General features: G+C 63.1%; 17 protein-coding genes. 4 read left to right on the forward strand and 13 right to left on the reverse strand.

What is annotated here, in order from left to right:
* Positions 1 to 7: 7 nt before the first annotated feature.
* The 12 genes from Q0603_RS03335 to Q0603_RS03390 form a co-directional block, all read right to left on the reverse strand.
* Positions 8 to 526 carry a tripartite tricarboxylate transporter TctB family protein gene (locus tag Q0603_RS03335; RefSeq protein ID WP_298722019.1) on the reverse strand — a complete coding sequence of 173 codons (519 nt, stop codon included), beginning with the start codon at positions 524 to 526 and terminating at the stop codon, positions 8 to 10.
* A gap of 65 nt (positions 527 to 591) precedes the next feature.
* Positions 592 to 1,611: a tripartite tricarboxylate transporter substrate binding protein gene (locus tag Q0603_RS03340; RefSeq protein ID WP_298722021.1), complete on the reverse strand. Its 1,020-nt coding sequence runs from the start codon at positions 1,609 to 1,611 to the stop codon at positions 592 to 594.
* Positions 1,612 to 1,769: 158 nt separating this feature from the next.
* A complete protein-coding gene (locus tag Q0603_RS03345; protein WP_298722023.1) occupies positions 1,770 to 2,429 on the reverse strand; it encodes a TetR/AcrR family transcriptional regulator in 660 nt (219 codons plus the stop codon).
* Positions 2,430 to 2,553: 124 nt separating this feature from the next.
* Positions 2,554 to 3,321, reverse strand: a complete 768-nt coding sequence (locus tag Q0603_RS03350; RefSeq protein WP_298722185.1) for a 5-oxoprolinase subunit PxpA — start codon at positions 3,319 to 3,321, stop codon at positions 2,554 to 2,556.
* 67 nt (positions 3,322 to 3,388) lie between these two features.
* Positions 3,389 to 4,432, reverse strand: coding sequence for a biotin-dependent carboxyltransferase family protein (locus tag Q0603_RS03355; protein ID WP_298722026.1), 1,044 nt, complete (start codon positions 4,430 to 4,432; stop codon positions 3,389 to 3,391).
* The gene (gene pxpB, locus Q0603_RS03360; RefSeq protein ID WP_298722030.1) at positions 4,429 to 5,157 is read right to left on the reverse strand and encodes a 5-oxoprolinase subunit PxpB; all 729 of its coding nucleotides are present in this window, start codon (positions 5,155 to 5,157) and stop codon (positions 4,429 to 4,431) included. The genes Q0603_RS03355 and pxpB overlap by 4 nt, the downstream gene beginning before the upstream one ends.
* A gap of 24 nt (positions 5,158 to 5,181) precedes the next feature.
* Positions 5,182 to 5,862, reverse strand: a complete 681-nt coding sequence (locus tag Q0603_RS03365; RefSeq protein ID WP_298722033.1) for a DUF2848 domain-containing protein — start codon at positions 5,860 to 5,862, stop codon at positions 5,182 to 5,184.
* A 15-nt stretch (positions 5,863 to 5,877) separates the two neighbouring features.
* On the reverse strand, positions 5,878 to 7,161 hold the full coding sequence (locus Q0603_RS03370; RefSeq protein WP_298722035.1) for a TRAP transporter large permease: 1,284 nt from the start codon (positions 7,159 to 7,161) through the stop codon (positions 5,878 to 5,880).
* A 4-nt stretch (positions 7,162 to 7,165) separates the two neighbouring features.
* A complete protein-coding gene (locus Q0603_RS03375; RefSeq protein WP_298722038.1) occupies positions 7,166 to 7,762 on the reverse strand; it encodes a TRAP transporter small permease in 597 nt (198 codons plus the stop codon).
* 67 nt (positions 7,763 to 7,829) lie between these two features.
* Positions 7,830 to 8,885 carry a TRAP transporter substrate-binding protein gene (locus tag Q0603_RS03380; RefSeq protein WP_298722041.1) on the reverse strand — a complete coding sequence of 352 codons (1,056 nt, stop codon included), beginning with the start codon at positions 8,883 to 8,885 and terminating at the stop codon, positions 7,830 to 7,832.
* Between the two features lie 26 nt (positions 8,886 to 8,911).
* Positions 8,912 to 9,724, reverse strand: coding sequence for a putative hydro-lyase (locus Q0603_RS03385; RefSeq protein WP_298722044.1), 813 nt, complete (start codon positions 9,722 to 9,724; stop codon positions 8,912 to 8,914).
* A 143-nt stretch (positions 9,725 to 9,867) separates the two neighbouring features.
* The gene (locus Q0603_RS03390; RefSeq protein WP_298722047.1) at positions 9,868 to 10,239 is read right to left on the reverse strand and encodes a DUF6356 family protein; all 372 of its coding nucleotides are present in this window, start codon (positions 10,237 to 10,239) and stop codon (positions 9,868 to 9,870) included.
* Between Q0603_RS03390 and Q0603_RS03395 the strand changes: the two genes are divergently transcribed.
* A complete protein-coding gene (locus tag Q0603_RS03395) occupies positions 10,238 to 10,717 on the forward strand; it encodes an Lrp/AsnC family transcriptional regulator (protein WP_298722050.1) in 480 nt (159 codons plus the stop codon). The two genes, Q0603_RS03390 and Q0603_RS03395, sit on opposite strands and share 2 nt — an antisense overlap.
* A 15-nt stretch (positions 10,718 to 10,732) precedes the next feature.
* Here the strand turns inward: Q0603_RS03395 and Q0603_RS03400 are convergent, their stop codons facing one another.
* The gene (locus Q0603_RS03400) at positions 10,733 to 11,638 is read right to left on the reverse strand and encodes a LysR family transcriptional regulator (protein ID WP_298722054.1); all 906 of its coding nucleotides are present in this window, start codon (positions 11,636 to 11,638) and stop codon (positions 10,733 to 10,735) included.
* Between the two features lie 133 nt (positions 11,639 to 11,771).
* On the opposite strand from Q0603_RS03400, the gene Q0603_RS03405 reads away from it, so the two are divergent.
* The 3 genes from Q0603_RS03405 to Q0603_RS03415 are packed head-to-tail and all read left to right on the forward strand — an operon-like array spanning position 11,772 to position 14,841.
* Complete coding sequence (locus Q0603_RS03405) at positions 11,772 to 12,689, forward strand: MurR/RpiR family transcriptional regulator (protein WP_298722057.1); 918 nt, start codon at positions 11,772 to 11,774, stop codon at positions 12,687 to 12,689.
* The gene (locus tag Q0603_RS03410; protein ID WP_298722060.1) at positions 12,686 to 14,020 is read left to right on the forward strand and encodes an aspartate aminotransferase family protein; all 1,335 of its coding nucleotides are present in this window, start codon (positions 12,686 to 12,688) and stop codon (positions 14,018 to 14,020) included. Before Q0603_RS03405 ends, Q0603_RS03410 begins: the two co-directional genes overlap by 4 nt.
* Positions 14,020 to 14,841 carry a 3-keto-5-aminohexanoate cleavage protein gene (locus Q0603_RS03415; RefSeq protein WP_298722063.1) on the forward strand — a complete coding sequence of 274 codons (822 nt, stop codon included), beginning with the start codon at positions 14,020 to 14,022 and terminating at the stop codon, positions 14,839 to 14,841. Before Q0603_RS03410 ends, Q0603_RS03415 begins: the two co-directional genes overlap by 1 nt.
* Positions 14,842 to 14,946: the final 105 nt, after the last annotated feature.

The following is a 14,946-nucleotide window of genomic DNA, read 5'->3' on the forward strand; positions in this document are numbered from 1 at the left end:
TTCACATTCAAGGCAGACGCACGAGGAAGAGATCCTCGAACACATACTGGATGATCAGGCCTGACAGCAGGCCATGCACGACGGCAATGAGGATGCCACGCGCAAGCTGGCCTTTCGCACGGCGCTCTTCGTACTGAAAGATGACGACGAAGACGGCGATATAGATCGCGGTCGCCAGCCAGAAGGGCAGCAGGCTTTTGATCAGCGCGCCGGCATAGATGAGCGACCAGCCCAGGGATACAGCAAGCCGCCAATGCTGAGACGGAATGAAAGACCGGCGCTGACGCGGCGCCAGCGCACCGGCGCGGATGGCACGGCTCGCCAGGATCACGCCCATGAAGGCGATGGAGGCGCCGAGAATGCCGGGCAGCAGGCCCGGGATCGTATAGATGGTGACCTGCAGATGCGCGAGGCGGTCCATCGCCCAGCTGCCCCAGACGATGGCAAGTCCGAACAGAATCCAGAAGACGCCCGCCCACAGATCGGCGCGCGGCGATGGCTTGTCATCCTGAGGCGTCGCATCCATCGAAGATTCTCCTGACACGAAGCGGCCGCCCGGTGCGCGCCGGGCGGCCAGGCTCATTCACGCAGTTACGGCTTGGGGATGCCGACGGTGTCGGGTGAGACCTTCGCCTTGCCGCCTTCCTGCAGAATCCAGGCAGCGCCCTGGATCGCCGGGAAGGCCGCCTTCTTGGCGGCTTCGCCGTACTGCGGGTCGAACAGCGCGCCCTTTTCGGTGGCGTATTTCTTCAGCGCGGCCGAATTCTTCATCTTCTCGGCCCAGATCTTGTCGAGCGTGGCCGTGACTTCCGCCGGCACGCCCTTCGGCACGAAGATGCCGAAATAGTTGGTCTCGGTACGGAAGTTCGGCAGCGTCTTGGTCACCGGCTCGATCGGCGCCATGCCTTCGATCTCCAGCGGCTTGTCGGCCAGCACCGCCAGCGGACGCAGACGTTTGGCGCGGATCATCTCGACCTGCTCGACGCCAAGCTGGGTGGTGACCTCCGTCTCGCCCGAGACAGTGGCGATCACCGCGGGATTGCCGCCATCGTAGGAAACGTGTTTGTAGGTGACGCCCGCGCCGCGCGCCAAGGCTTCAGAGCCGAAGTGACCGGATGAATTCACGCCCGCCGTAGCGATCGAGATCTGCCCCGGCTTGGCCTTCATCGCGTCGATCAATTCCTTCAGCGTCTTGTAGGGCGAATTGGGATTCACGCTGACGACCGACTGATTGGCAACGGTGAGATAGAAATGCCAATCGTCCATCTTGGTGTCGAGCAGGCCGGAGACCGCATAGGTACCGACATCCTTCGCCGCGCCCGAAGCCCAGGTATAGCCGTCCTTGGCCGCTTCCAGCACGCTCTTGGTGCCGATCGAGCCCGAGGCGCCGGGCTGGTTGACCACGACAACCTTCTGGCCAAGCGCGTTTTCAAGCTCGCTGGCGGTGACGCGGATCACCTGGTCGGTGGAGCCGCCGGCCGCCCAGGGTACAACGATGGTGATCGGCTTGGTCGGTTTCCACTCTGCCTGGGCCGGAGCCGGGAGGCTCAGGCTGACTGCGCCCAGCACAAAGCCAGCGATTGCGGCACGAGACACGATACTGCCTGCCATGGCGTTTTTCCTCCGTTGCGTGACCATCTTTGTGGCCGTTGGCAACAGCATTTCGCCGCCCGCCGCTCTTGTCAACGGAGAAGTAACTGGTCAGTTACGAAATTGGCGTTTCGCCTGTGACCTTCCAAGGGTTCGCCCAAGGGGTGCCAGGAGACCGTTCAAGGCCGCAGATAGCCGAGAATGACCTCGACCGAATGCTCCATGCGGGCCTTTTGCTGCTTCGGACTCAACAGGTTGCGGCCATAGATGGTCGACAGCGTGTGCACGTTGGAGAAGTAGAAGAAGCCGAGCGCCGCGATGGTGGTATACAGCTCGACCGGATCAACGCCCTTGCGGAACACGCCTTCCTTGACGCCGCGTTCAAGCAGGTCCTGGATGACCACCAGCAGCGGCGTGTAAAGCTGCTGGATCTTCTTGGAATGCCGCAGGTAGCCGGCCTTGTGCAGGTTCTCGGCATTGAGCAGCGCGATGAATTCCGGATTGCGCGAGCAGAATTTGAAATTGAATTCCATGAGATAACGCATGCCCTCGCGCGGCGGCATGCGGGCAACGTCGATGGCGTGTTCCTCCTCGCGCATCTTCTCATAAGCGCGTTCCAGCACGGTCAGCCACAGGCCTTCCTTGTTGCCGAAATACTCGTAGATCATGCGCTTGTTGGCGCCGGACCGCGCGGCGATCTCGTCCACCCGGGCGCCGGCCAGGCCCTTGGCGGCAAATTCATACAGCGCCGCATCAAGGATATTGCGGCGCGTCACATCCGGCTGGCGGCTGCGCTTTTCCGGTTTTTTGTCCGGCTTTCTGGGTTTCTGGTTCGGCATGCTCGCCCCCTGCTCGCCTTCGCGGCGGACATATCGTCTGGCCGGGAAGTCTTGCCGGGCGGCGGGGGGCGGCGTCAAGCGGGGCGCGGGTCTTAACCCTGCGCCCCGTCAGGTCGGCATCGGATCAGGCGAGCATCTCGGGCAGGGTGACGATCTTCACCCCGGCCTTCTCCAGCCCGGCGCGGATATGGCGGGCCATCGACACCGCGCCGGCGCTGTCGCCGTGCACGCAGATCGAATCGACATTGCAGGGAATACGCTTGCCGTTCACCGAGACAATGGCGCGCTCCTGAACCATGCGCAGCACGTTGTTCAGCGCCTCGTCGTTGTCGTGCACCATGGCATTCGGCTGGCCACGCGGCACGAGGTTGCCCTCGTCGTCGTAATTGCGGTCGGCGAAGACTTCCTGGGCCACCGGCAGATTGGCTTTCGCGGCCGCCTCGACCATGGCCGAGCCGGCCGGCGCCAGGAAGATCAGATCCTTGGATACGCCGGCGATGCCGCGGGCGATCGCGGCGGCGAGGTCGGCATCCACAGCGGCCTTGTTGTTGATCGCGCCATGCGGCTTCACATGGGTGACCTTGGCGCCGCGGGTGGCGGCGACACCCATCAGCGCGCCGACCTGATAGGCGATCAGCGCCTCGACTTCCTTGTTGCTCATGGTCATCGGGCGGCGGCCAAAGCCCTGCAGATCGGGATAGGACGGATGGGCGCCGATGGAGACGCCGTTCTTCACGGCTTCCGCCACGGTGTTCTGCATCACCACCCAGTCGCCGGCATGAAAGCCGCAGGCGACATTGGCCGAGGTCACGACGCTGAGCATCGCCGCATCGTCCCCCATATTCCAGGCGCCGAAGCTTTCACCGAGATCACTGTTCAGATTGACCTTCATCGTCACACCCTTCTCCCGCTGGTGTTTCCCGCTGGTGTTTCCCGCTGGTGTTTCCCTCTGGCGTTTTTCACTCGCCGCTACAGGCGTCGACCATGCCGCTGATCAGGTTCTGCGTATATAGGGCATTCAAGTCGAGATAGACATCGGGCAAGGCGGTGCGGATGCCGTCCGCCAGGCGCTTGAGCATTTTTTCCTGCTCACGGCGGATCATCTCGGCCTCGGCCACCGAGATCGCGGTGAAGGTCAGCGTATCGCCCGGCTTCATGCGGCCCACCCGCGGCAGGTCGGCAGAGATCACGGTGGCGATCTTGGTATAGCCGCCGGTGGTCTGGCGGTCGGCCATCAGGATGATCGGCTTGCCGTTGCCCGGCACCTGGATCGAGCCGCTGACCACGCCTTCGGAGGCGATATCCGCGCCCCTGGTATGCTCGATCACCTCGCCGTCGAGGCGGATGCCCATCCGATCGGCTTCCTTGGTGACGGTATAGGTCGCCGAGAGGAAAGTCTGGATGCCTTTTTCGGTAAAGCGGTCTTCCTGCGGACCGAGCACGACGCGGACCGGGCCGCTGCCGTAATCGATGACATCGGCCAGTTCGCGCTCATCGCCTTCCTGCGCAACCTTATTGAGCGGAAGCCGGTCGCCCGCCTGCAAGGCACGGCCTTGGAAACCGCCCAGACCGGAACGCATATAGGTCGAAAAGCTGCCCATGAAGGGCGCAATCGCGAAGCCACCTTCAATGGCCAGGTAAGCGACGCTGCCGTCTTCCACCGCACCGATGGCCAGGCGGTCGCCGCGCTTGAGCAGAACCGAACGCCAGGGCTTGACCGGGCGGGCATCGCCGCCGCCGGCCGGCTGCAACGTCAGCTTGGCCGCACCGCCGAAAGCCACGCGCACCGCATCGGCATTCACCGTGAAAGTCGGGCCGAGATAACCGATTTCCAGCGCGCCGGTATTTTCCTCGTTGCCGACAAGCCGGTTGACCAGCCGGAAGGCGAGCGGATCGGTAGCGCCAGCCACCGGCATGCCAAGCGCCTGATGGCCATAGCGGCCAAGATCCTGCACCGAGGTCATCAGGCCCGGCGCAATAATATCCAGCGTGCCCGCGCTCATGACTTCACCTGCAGGGCGGCATAGTCGAAGCTGCCCTGCTCCACCTGACGCAGCATGGCTGCGTAATCATCCTGCGAGATCGCCGCAAAGGTCACTTCATCGCCGGCGGCCAGCAGAATGGGTTCCTCACGCGAGGCTTCGAACAGCCTCAGCGGCGTGCGGCCGATCAAATGCCACCCGCCCGGGCTTTCCCACGGATAGATCGTGGTCATCGATTCAGCGATCGCCACCGAGCTTTGCGGCACCTTGGTGCGCGGCGACGAGCGGCGCGGCAGATGCAGCCGGGCATCGAGGCCGCCCATATAGGCAAGCCCCGGCATGAAGCCGAGCATGTAGACGAAATAGCGGCCGCCGGCATGCGCGGCGATCACCTGATCCGGCGTGAGCTTGCAGCGCTCGGCGACTTCGGCGAGATCGGGGCCGAGATCGGGCGCGTAGCAGACCGGCAGGCGCCAGAGCCGGCCGACGCGGGCGGCAGGCTTGAGATCGGCCAGCATGGCGCGGACCTTCTCTTCCAGCTCGGCGCGCGTCGCCACCAGCGGGTCATACTGCACCAGCAGGGCCCGGAAGGAGGGGATCGTCTCGATCACGCCCGGCAGATGGGCATCGTGCAAAGCGGCATGCAAGGCCATGACCATGGCATTGATGCCACGGTCGATGCCTTCACCGAATTCGATGCTGAAACCGGTATCGCCGAAGGAGCGGATTTGCGGATAGGCGCTCATACCGCTTCCATAAACCGAGGCGGCTCAGGCCACAACCGGCAAGACCTCGATGTCGTAGCCGTGCGTCAGCTTGCGGCCCAGAACCGGATCTTCCAGCTCCATCTCGAAGCGGCTGGCCGGACGGATGCCGCCAATGGCGCCGAGCGTGCCGCCGAACATCAGGGTGCCGGGCGGCAGCGAAGCCTCGTTGCGATAGCGGGTCATCAGGTCGTCGGGGCTGCGCAAGGACGACACCGCGCCCTCCTGATAGAGGACGCGCTTGCCGTCAATGGTGGCCCAGGAGCGCAGGATCAGCTGATCCCAGTGCGGCTGGACCTCATCGTAGCGCCACAGACCGGTGCCGACCACCTTCGAGCAGAGCTGCTTGGACAGCGCCACGCCGGCGGCTTCCGCCTTGCGGTCTGTATGGTCGGAACCCATCGCGACCCACAGACCATCGGCCATGCTGACGATCACCGGCTCGACCTCGCCCGAAGTATCCGGGCCCAGCACCTGCAGATGCGTGGTCTGCGTCAGCTGGCCGGTGCCGATGCGATAGAACAGCGGCACCGCGGAGGGACGCGGCACGCCGATGGCGGCCAGTTCCTCGATATGATGCTCGATGGCATGCATGTCGCGGCCGGCCCAGCCGGCCACGATCAGCGTATCGATCTCGACCGCGACGCGGTCGCGCTTGTCCTGCCAGAAGCGATCAAATGTCAGCACGCTCGATATCCTCGATTAACCGAAAGTCTTCGGCAGCCACAATGCAAGTTCGGGGAAGACCGCCAAAAGCACGATCGAAATGATCATCGTCAGCACGAAGGGGACCGAGCCGATGATGACGTCGTTCAGCGTGCCCTTGGTGCGCAGCGACTGCACCACGAAGAGGTTGAGACCGACCGGCGGCGTGATCAGCGCCATCTCGATCAGGATGATGAGGATGATGCCGAACCAGATCGGATCGAAGCCGAGACCGAACATCACCGGCGCGACGATCGGGATCGTCGTGATCATCATCGACAGCGTCTCCATGAAGCAGCCAAGGATCAGATAGAAGATCACCACGGCGATCAGCATCTGCCACTGCGACAGGCCGAGCTGGGCAATGTAGTTTGTCAGCATCGTGGTCAGGCCGATGGCCGAGATCACGAAGTTCAGGAAGTAGGCAGCCACGATGATCAGCATCACCATCGCGGTGGTGCGCATGGTGTTTTCCAGCACTTCCTTCATCATCGCAAACGACAGCCTGCGATAGGCAGCCGCAAGGCCGAGCGCGGCGACCACGCCGAGCGAAGCGGCCTCAGTCGGCGTCGCCAGACCGGCATAGATCGAGCCGACCACGACCAGGAAGATGCCGAACGGCGGCACCAGATCGACCAGGCTGCGGATGCGTTCGCCCCAGGAGGCGCTCAGCTTGGCACCACCCCATGAGGGTTTGATCATGCAGAAGATCACGACCATCGCCATGAACAGCAGCGCCAGGCCAAGACCCGGAATGATGCCGGCCAGATACAGCTTCGGGATCGAGGTATCAGTCAGCACCGCATAGATGATGATGTTGATCGACGGCGGGATCAGGATGCCGAGCGTGCCGCCGGCCGCCAGCGTGCCGAGGAAGAGGCGCTCGTTATAGCCGTGCTTCTGCACCAGCGGCAAAGCCACGGTGCCCACTGTCGCCGCGGTGGCCACAGAAGAGCCGGAGGTGGCGGCAAAGACCGCGCAGGCGCCGATATTGGAATGCATCAGGCCGCCCGGCAGCCAGGACAGCCACTTCACCATGGAATCGTACATCCGCTCCGCCACGCCGGCGCGCAGCAGGATCTCGCCCAGCAGGATGAACATCGGGATCGAGACGAGCAGGAAGTCCTTCGACGACGCCCAGGCGACCTCGCCCAGCGCCAGGGTCAGCGGCATCTGGGAATAGAGTTTGTCGAGCAGCAGACCGAGCACGCCGAGCGCGGCGGCAACCGGCAGCGCCAAAGCCAGCAGGACGAGCAGAAGAATCAAAGAGGTGGCAAGCATGTAATCAATCCAGCGGCTTGAGGGACGCGGTATGGGCCGCTTCATCGGCGGCGTCTTCTTCGATCGTGCGGGCGCCGGCAAGACGGCGCACAGTGGCAAGATCGCCACCCAGCAGGGCGAAGAAAGCGCGCAGCAGAAGGGGAATCAGGGTGAACATGAACAGGATGAGGCCGAGCAGCCACAGGATCTGCGGCATCCACAGGGGCGTGGCGAGCGGCGTGGTGGCACGGGCATCAAAAGCCAGCGACGTATCCAGCACGGACCAAGCCTGCCAGGTCAGCAGGGCAATGAACAGGCCAAGCGAGATCAAGGCCGCGATATCAAGCACGGCGCAAACCGGCTGCGGCAGGCGGGTATACAGCGCATCGACCCGCACATTGGCGCGACGCAGCAAGGTGAAAGCCAAAGCCCAGGTCGTGCCGATCGCGAAGGCATAACCGGACAACTCATCGGCGCCGCCCATCGAGATCAGGAACAGCTTGCGGATCAGGACGTCGACGGAGACCAGGATGGCCGAGGCCAGCACCAGGGCGCCGCCGAACCAGATGGCGTAGCGAGAGAAGCGGTCGGCGAGGCCGAGCCAGCGATCGAGCAGGATCATGGGAACCAATCTTACAGGAAAAAAATGGCGAGGCCCTGGAATAAAAGGGCCTCGCCGGGACAGGGACTTACTTGGCGGAGGCGGTCAGGCCGACCACCTTGCCGATGCTGTCGTTCCAGGCCTGGACGCAGTCACCCGGGCAGCGGGCCGCCCATTTCGGCAGAACCACCTCGCTCATCGCCTTCTTCAGCAGAGCCTTGTCGGCATCGGAAACCGGCACGATCGTCATGCTGGCCTTGGTGCCCATGGTGCAGGTGTCCTTGCCGGCGTTGCAGTCGTAACCCTGCTGGGTCTCTTCCGCAGCGGCCTTCCAGATGCGGTCCTCAAGACCGGCGATCTCCTTCTCGAGGAAAGTGCGCACCTTCGGATCCAGCTTCTGCCAGGTCTTGATGTTCACGGCATGCATGACGTGGCTCCAGCCCAGCGGCAGCGCGTAGATGTGGGTGGAGACTTCATGCCACTTGGCCGAGTTGCCCGACAGCGTGCCGGTGATGGCGCAGTCGACGACCTTGTTCTGCAGGGCGGGCACGACTTCATTGAAGGCCAGCGTCACGCCGGTGCCGCCGAAGGCCTCGACGAATTCCGCCAGCGTGCGGTTGCCAGTGCGGACCTTCTTGCCCTTGAGATCGGCCAGACCCTTGATCTCGCCGTTGCAGAACAGAACCTGCGCCGGATACGGCCAGATGCCGAGCACCTTGATGCCGAAGCGCTCGCCATAGAACTTGTCATAGACCGGCTTGTAGGCATCCGAGACCTTGCGGGCGATGTCCGCGTCCGGCGACAGGCCGGCGAGGTCGACGGCTTCGTTGCGGGCGTCGTCGGTGGCGACGTAGCCGAGCACGGTGGAGCCGAAGTCGATGACGCCGAGGCGCATCAGGCGGAAGATTTCCGCGCCCTTCAGGCCCATTTCGTTGAACGGGGTGATTTCAGCGGTGATCGCACCGCCCGACTTCTCCAGCACTTCCTTGGTCCAGAAGGGCTGCTCGAAATTCTTGTACTGGCTCAGGTTACCCCAAGCGCCGACGACCTTCAGCGGCGTCTTGGGCATATCCTGTGCAACGGCGGCGCCGGCCATGCCGACCACCATCGCACTGGCCAGTGCCAGCATCTTCAACTTGCTCATTTCTCTTCCCCTTTAGGTTAGTGAACTTACAGAATCGATAAACGGCTGTTCTTCAGATCGGTGACCAGCATGTAGCCGGGCGCATGGGTGATGCAGAAATCCGGCTTGGCGGCGGCGATCACCGATTGCGGCGTGACGCCGCAAGCCCAGAAGACCGGCAATTCGTCGTCCTTGACTTCGACCGGATCGCCGTAATCGGGCTTCATGATGTCCTTGATGCCGATCATCTCGGGCTTGCCGATATGCACCGGCGCGCCATGCACGGCCGGGAAGCGCGAGGTGATCTGCACGGCGCGGATCGCATCCGCCGGCTTCATCGGACGCATCGACACGACCATCGGGCCGTGGAACACGCCGGCGGGTCGGGTCTGGATATTGGTGCGCCACATCGGCACGTTGGTGCCGCAGGCGATATGGCGCAGCTCGATGCCGTCCTCGACCAGCGCCTCTTCGAAGGAAAACGAGCAGCCGATCAGGAAAGCGACGAGATCGTCGCGCCAGACATCCATGAGATCGGTGACTTCGGCCACCATCTCGCCGTTGCGCCAGATGCGGTAGAGCGGAATGTCGGTGCGGATGTCGACGTCATCGCCAAGCGCCGGAAGGCGCGGATCGCCGGGCTCGGAAGCGGCCAGCAGCGGGCAGGGCTTGGGATTGAACTGGCAGAAGCGGAAGAAATCGTCGGCCAGGGCCTTGGGCAGGATGGCGAGATTGCCCTGCACATAACCCGGCGCGATGCCGGCGGTCGGGCCACGATGCTCATTGCGGCGCACGGCAAGGCGTGCTTCGCGGCCGGTTGGGAAAATACGAAGACCTTGCTGCGCGGCAACAGCATTCATGAACAACTACTCCCCGTGTCATGACGATTTGGCTATCGAGCATGACCAGAGCGCAGCTGTCCAATTGGGAGTTCGGATGAGGAGCGATAAGAAACGCTTATCAGCCCATATTAAATGCAATCAGCCGATGTGCGAGGCAGACTTTAGCGATTGACTACTGCCGATTGCTCAACCTGCGGCGTCTTCTTGCGCTGGCGATGCAAGACCATGTCGTGATGCAGCCCCGTAATGATGGTGCTGCCGGTCTTCGTAAATAAGCCCGGAATTGCGGCATGAATAAGACAGGCGATGCTGGCGAGCAGCATGCGCAGAGAAAAATTCAGGGCCATCAGGGCATGCTCGCCATAAGTCTCGCCGACGCTGCGCGGATGATCGGTAAAAAGACGTGCGAACATGTGACTCCTCGCCAGATTGATGATTTGGCGAAGAATATCCTTGTGATTCGCCGAAATTTTCCCAAACTCCTGATGCTTTACGGCGTATTGATGGGAAAATTTCACACAAACGGCTACCATGCTCGAATTCGACCGCACCGATCTGCGACTCCTTGCCGCGCTTCAGGAGGATGCCAGCCAGTCGCTTAACGAGCTGGCGGAGAGCGTGAACCTGTCGACCAATGCCTGCTGGCGGCGGGTGAAGCGGCTGGAAGAGGCCGGCGTGATTCGCAAACGCGTCGCGCTGCTCGATCCCGTGCTGGCCGGCTGCGGCGTGACAGTATTCGTCGCCGTGCGCACCAACCAGCATACCCATGAATGGCTGGATGCCTTCGCCAGGGCCGTGCGCAAGATACCGGAAGTCGTGGAATTCTACCGGATGAGCGGCGATCTCGATTACCTGCTGAAGATCCTGGTCCGCGACATCGCCCATTACGACCGCGTCTACAAGCGGCTGATCAAGGAGATCAGCCTGTCGGATGTCTCGGCCAGCTTCGCCATGGAGCAGATCAAATACACCACGGCGATTCCGCTGCCGGACAAGACGACGCTGTCGTAAGCCGCGCCGGATCGGTCAGCGCCTGCCGCGCCGCTTGCTTTCCGCTTCGGTGACCTCGCGGGCAATCTCGACAACCGCCTCCGCCATGTAGCTGTCCGGCTTCACCGGATAGCTGGCGTGGAAATTCAGATCGCCCAGCGTCTGCTCGGCATCGACGATGCGCAGCCGCTTTTCCGCCAGTTCGCGGCGGATCACCACCGGCGGGATCGCGGAAACCCCGATCCCGTCCAGCGTCATGCGCACGATGGTGGACAGCGAGGCGTTGCCGTACATGCGCAATTGCGGGAAATCCGAGCGCGTCATCATCTCGCGGATCGCCGTATAAGGCCGCGTGTTGCGCGGATAGGTGATGATCGGCCAGCGCGCGAGCGCAGACAGCGCCACCGGCTCAGGCCCCAGGTCCAGAGCCGGGCTCGCCACCCAGGCCAGCGGGTAGCTCGACAGCGCCACATTCTTCATCCGCGGCTCGCTGATCGGTCCGAGCACGAAGGCGATGTCGAGCTGATGCGCCAGCAGGCGCTCGCGCAGCACCGGGGTGATGTCGACCTCGATCTCAAGCGTAAGCGCCGGATAGACGGCGTGCATGCGCTCGATCAGCTTGGCAAGCCAGGTATGCACAATGGTTTCCGCCACGCCCAGGCGCACCACCCCGCGCATGGCATGCTTTTCGCGGGCCGCCTGCATCATGTCGGCGCGCAGCTGCACCATGCGCTCGGCATAGCCGAGCAATTCGCGGCCCTTCGGCGTCAGCGAGATGCCGCGCGGCTCGCGATCAAACAGCTTCACGCCGAGTTCGGCTTCCAGCAGCGCAATGCGCTGCGACACCGCCGGCTGCGTGGCGTTCAGCTTGTCGGCAGCCGCGCGGAAGCCGCCCAGATGGGCGACCCAGACGAAGGTTTCGAGATTACGGAGATCGGCCATAGAAAAACTCACAACACTGGCGGCCTGACTATAAGCAGATTTTATCGCTTTCAGCAAAGCAGGATATGGAACGATTGTTTCATATTGAATTATTAAGAATCATTTGTTGCATGGGCTGGCGGAATAGGGTTCTATGACAGCCATGAGCCCGGACCGCCTGGCCGACCGCATCGCCGCCGCCTTCGAAAGCCTGCCGCCGCAATTGCAGGCCGCAGCGCGTTTCGCGCTCGATCATCCTGAAGACGTCGCCCTGCTGTCGATGCGCGAGCAGGCCCGCCGCGCCGGGGTGCCGCCGGTGACCATGACCCGGCTCGCGCGCCAGCTTGGTTTTAAGGATTACCAGGATTTCCGCGACCAGCATGCCAGCCTGCTGCGTCGCACCAGCCCCTCGCCGGTCGGCTTCAGCGACCGCGCCGGCCGCCTGCAGCAGCGCCAGCAGCAAAGCGGCGATGCCGGACTGGCGGCGCAGATCGGCTGGAATGTCGCCGAGCAGATCGCCGATTGCCACGACGACGAAGCCATTGCCGGGCTGATCGCCGCCGCCAAGCTGATCGAAAAAGCGCGGCGGGTGCATTTTCTGGGCGCCCGCTCCTGCCATGCGGTCGCCTTTCACGCGCATTACATCTACAGCCTGTTCCGCGATAACGGCGTGCTGCTGGACGGCGCCGGCGATACCGGCATCGATCCTTTGCGCCATATCGGCGCGGAGGATGTATTGCTGGCCGTCAGTGTCGCGCCTTATGCGACGGCGACAATCGAACGGGTCCGTTATGCATCGGCGCGCGATACCAGGATCATCGCCATCACCGACAGCCGGGTTTCGCCGCTGGCCAAGGCCGCGCACGAATGCCTGCTGGTGCCGACGGAAACGCCATCCTTCTTCCATGCGATCACGCCGGCTTTTGCCACGGCCGAAACCCTGATCGCACTGGTTGCCGCGCGCGCCGGCGAAACCGCGCTCTTTGCCATCCGGAATGCCGAGGATCAACTCAATGCCTTCGGCACTTTCTGGACGGCATCCAAAAGCTCCCGCAAAAGGATATCCTCATGAGCACCCGCATCCTGCATCGCGTCATCAATCACGAATATCCGGTCGCCGTCGGCGGCCAGGGGATCTATATCGAGGATGCCGCCGGCAAGCGTTACATCGACGCCTCCGGCGGCGCGGCGGTGAGCTGCCTTGGCCATGGCCATCCGGACGTAACCCGCGCCATGCAGGAACAGGCCGGCAAGCTGGCTTATGCCCATACCAGCTTCTTCACCACCGAGCCGGCCGAGAAGCTGGCCGAATATCTGGTGCAGACCGCACCGGCCGGGATCAGCCATGTCTATTATGTCTCCGGCGGCTCGGAAGCCGTGGAGGCCGCGCTGAAGATGGCGCGGCAGTATCATGTCGAGCGCGGCGAGCCGCAGCGGCGGCATTTCATCGCCCGCCGCCAGAGCTACCACGGCAATACGCTGGGCGCGCTGAGCGTCGGCGGCAATGAATGGCGGCGCCAGCAATTCGCGCCGCTTTTGATCGAGGCGCATCACATCGCGCCCTGCTTCGAATATCGCGAGCGCCGGCCGGAAGAGAGCCTGGAGGCTTATGGCAAGCGCGCCGCCGACGAGCTGGAAGCCAAGATCCTGGAACTCGGCAAGGACAGCGTCATCGCCTTTATCGCCGAAACAGTGGGCGGCGCGACCTCGGGCGCGATCACGCCCGCGCCGGGCTATTTCAAACGCATCCGCGAAATCTGCGACAAATACGGCGTGCTGCTGATCCTCGATGAAGTGATGTGCGGCATGGGCCGCACCGGCACCTTGCATGCCTGCGAGCAGGAAGGCGTTTCGCCCGACATCATGGCCATCGCCAAGGGCCTGGGCGGCGGCTATCAGCCGATCGGCGCCGTGCTGCTGGGCCAGCATGTTTTCGATGCCTTCAAGAACGGCTCCGGCTTCTTCCAGCATGGCCATACCTATCTCGGCCATCCGATGGTCTGTGCGGCGGCTCTGGCGGTGCAGCAGGTGATCCAGCGCGACAACCTGCTCGACAATGTCAAAGCGATGGGCATCCATCTGAACGAGCGGCTGACCGAGCGGTTCGGCAATCACCGCCATGTCGGCGATATCCGCGGCCGCGGCCTGTTCCAGGCCATCGAGCTGGTGAAGGACCGCGCCGACAAGTCGGTGTTCGATCCATCATTGAAGCTGCATGCCCGCATCAAGAAGGAAGCGATGGCGCGCGGCCTGATGGTCTACCCGATGGGCGGCACCATTGATGGCAAGCATGGCGACCACGTTCTGCTGGCGCCGCCTTTCATCTGCCAGAAGCAGGATATCGATATCATCGTCGAACGCCTGGGCGATTCCGTCGAAGCCGCATTGAAGAGCATTGCCTGATGAAGCCCGCCATCATTGCCGTTGCTCCGAACGGCGCCCGCAAGGTCAAGAGCGACCACCCAGCCGTGCCGCTGACCGCTGACGAACTCGGCCGCTGCGCAGCCGATTGCGCCGCCGCCGGCGCCGCCATGATCCATCTGCATGTGCGCCAGGCGGATGGCCGCCATTCGCTGGATGCCGATCTCTATCGGGACGCGATCAAGGCCGTGCGGCGCGAAGCCGGCGAGCAGCTGATCATCCAGGCCACCTCGGAAGCGGCCGGCATCTATAACCGCCATGAACAGATGGCGGCGATGCGCGCGCTGATGCCGGAAGCCTGTTCGCTGGCGGTGCGGGAAATCATCCCCGACGAAGCCGCTGAAACGGATGCGGCCGCTTTCTTAAGCGAGCTCTACAAGGCTGACGTGATGATGCAGTACATCCTCTATTCGGCGGAGGATCTGCAGCGCTTCCATGACCTGAAGGCGCGCGGCATCGTGCCGGGCGATAGGCATTTCGTGCTGTTCGTGCTGGGCCGCTATACGAAGGGCCAGGTTTCCGATCCCATCGACCTGCTGCCTTTCCTGGAAAACTGGAGCGAAAGCGACGGCCTGTTTGCTGTCTGCGCATTCGGGCCGCGCGAATCGGCCTGCGCGCTGACCGCGCTGGGACTGAACGGTCATGCACGCATCGGTTTTGAGAACAACACCCTTCTGGCCGATGGCAGCACGGCGCCAGACAATGCCGCGCTGGTTCGCCAGACGGCATCCGCAGCGGGCGTGATGGGCCGCAGCATAGCCGATGCGCCAGCCGCGCGCGCGATGCTTCACAATCTGCGCTGAAGGCGTCTCCGCCAAACGGGCAGGTTATCGTTAATTAACTGTCGAGACGGGGGGCGGGCCGCCATTTTTCCCTGGAGCGTATTTTTAGCAGGTTCAACAGTAATG

It is taken from the genome of uncultured Ferrovibrio sp., from assembly GCF_937960835.1.
In the GTDB taxonomy this organism is placed as follows: domain Bacteria; phylum Pseudomonadota; class Alphaproteobacteria; order Ferrovibrionales; family Ferrovibrionaceae; genus Ferrovibrio.

What these genes read in the sequence shown, in the direction of transcription:
- Q0603_RS03335 (WP_298722019.1), bottom strand. Translation starts at nt 526, where the DNA reads ATGGATGCGACGCCTCAGGATGACAAGCCATCGCCGCGCGCCGATCTG.
- Q0603_RS03340 (WP_298722021.1), bottom strand. Translation starts at nt 1,611, where the DNA reads ATGGCAGGCAGTATCGTGTCTCGTGCCGCAATCGCTGGCTTTGTGCTG.
- Q0603_RS03345 (WP_298722023.1), bottom strand. Translation starts at nt 2,429, where the DNA reads ATGCCGAACCAGAAACCCAGAAAGCCGGACAAAAAACCGGAAAAGCGC.
- Q0603_RS03350 (WP_298722185.1), bottom strand. Translation starts at nt 3,321, where the DNA reads ATGAAGGTCAATCTGAACAGTGATCTCGGTGAAAGCTTCGGCGCCTGG.
- Q0603_RS03355 (WP_298722026.1), bottom strand. Translation starts at nt 4,432, where the DNA reads ATGAGCGCGGGCACGCTGGATATTATTGCGCCGGGCCTGATGACCTCG.
- pxpB (WP_298722030.1), bottom strand. Translation starts at nt 5,157, where the DNA reads ATGAGCGCCTATCCGCAAATCCGCTCCTTCGGCGATACCGGTTTCAGC.
- Q0603_RS03370 (WP_298722035.1), bottom strand. Translation starts at nt 7,161, where the DNA reads ATGCTTGCCACCTCTTTGATTCTTCTGCTCGTCCTGCTGGCTTTGGCG.
- Q0603_RS03375 (WP_298722038.1), bottom strand. Translation starts at nt 7,762, where the DNA reads ATGATCCTGCTCGATCGCTGGCTCGGCCTCGCCGACCGCTTCTCTCGC.
- Q0603_RS03380 (WP_298722041.1), bottom strand. Translation starts at nt 8,885, where the DNA reads ATGAGCAAGTTGAAGATGCTGGCACTGGCCAGTGCGATGGTGGTCGGC.
- Q0603_RS03385 (WP_298722044.1), bottom strand. Translation starts at nt 9,724, where the DNA reads ATGAATGCTGTTGCCGCGCAGCAAGGTCTTCGTATTTTCCCAACCGGC.
- Q0603_RS03395 (WP_298722050.1), top strand. Translation starts at nt 10,238, where the DNA reads ATGCTCGAATTCGACCGCACCGATCTGCGACTCCTTGCCGCGCTTCAG.
- Q0603_RS03390 (WP_298722047.1), bottom strand. Translation starts at nt 10,239, where the DNA reads ATGGTAGCCGTTTGTGTGAAATTTTCCCATCAATACGCCGTAAAGCAT.
- Q0603_RS03400 (WP_298722054.1), bottom strand. Translation starts at nt 11,638, where the DNA reads ATGGCCGATCTCCGTAATCTCGAAACCTTCGTCTGGGTCGCCCATCTG.
- Q0603_RS03405 (WP_298722057.1), top strand. Translation starts at nt 11,772, where the DNA reads ATGACAGCCATGAGCCCGGACCGCCTGGCCGACCGCATCGCCGCCGCC.
- Q0603_RS03410 (WP_298722060.1), top strand. Translation starts at nt 12,686, where the DNA reads ATGAGCACCCGCATCCTGCATCGCGTCATCAATCACGAATATCCGGTC.
- Q0603_RS03415 (WP_298722063.1), top strand. Translation starts at nt 14,020, where the DNA reads ATGAAGCCCGCCATCATTGCCGTTGCTCCGAACGGCGCCCGCAAGGTC.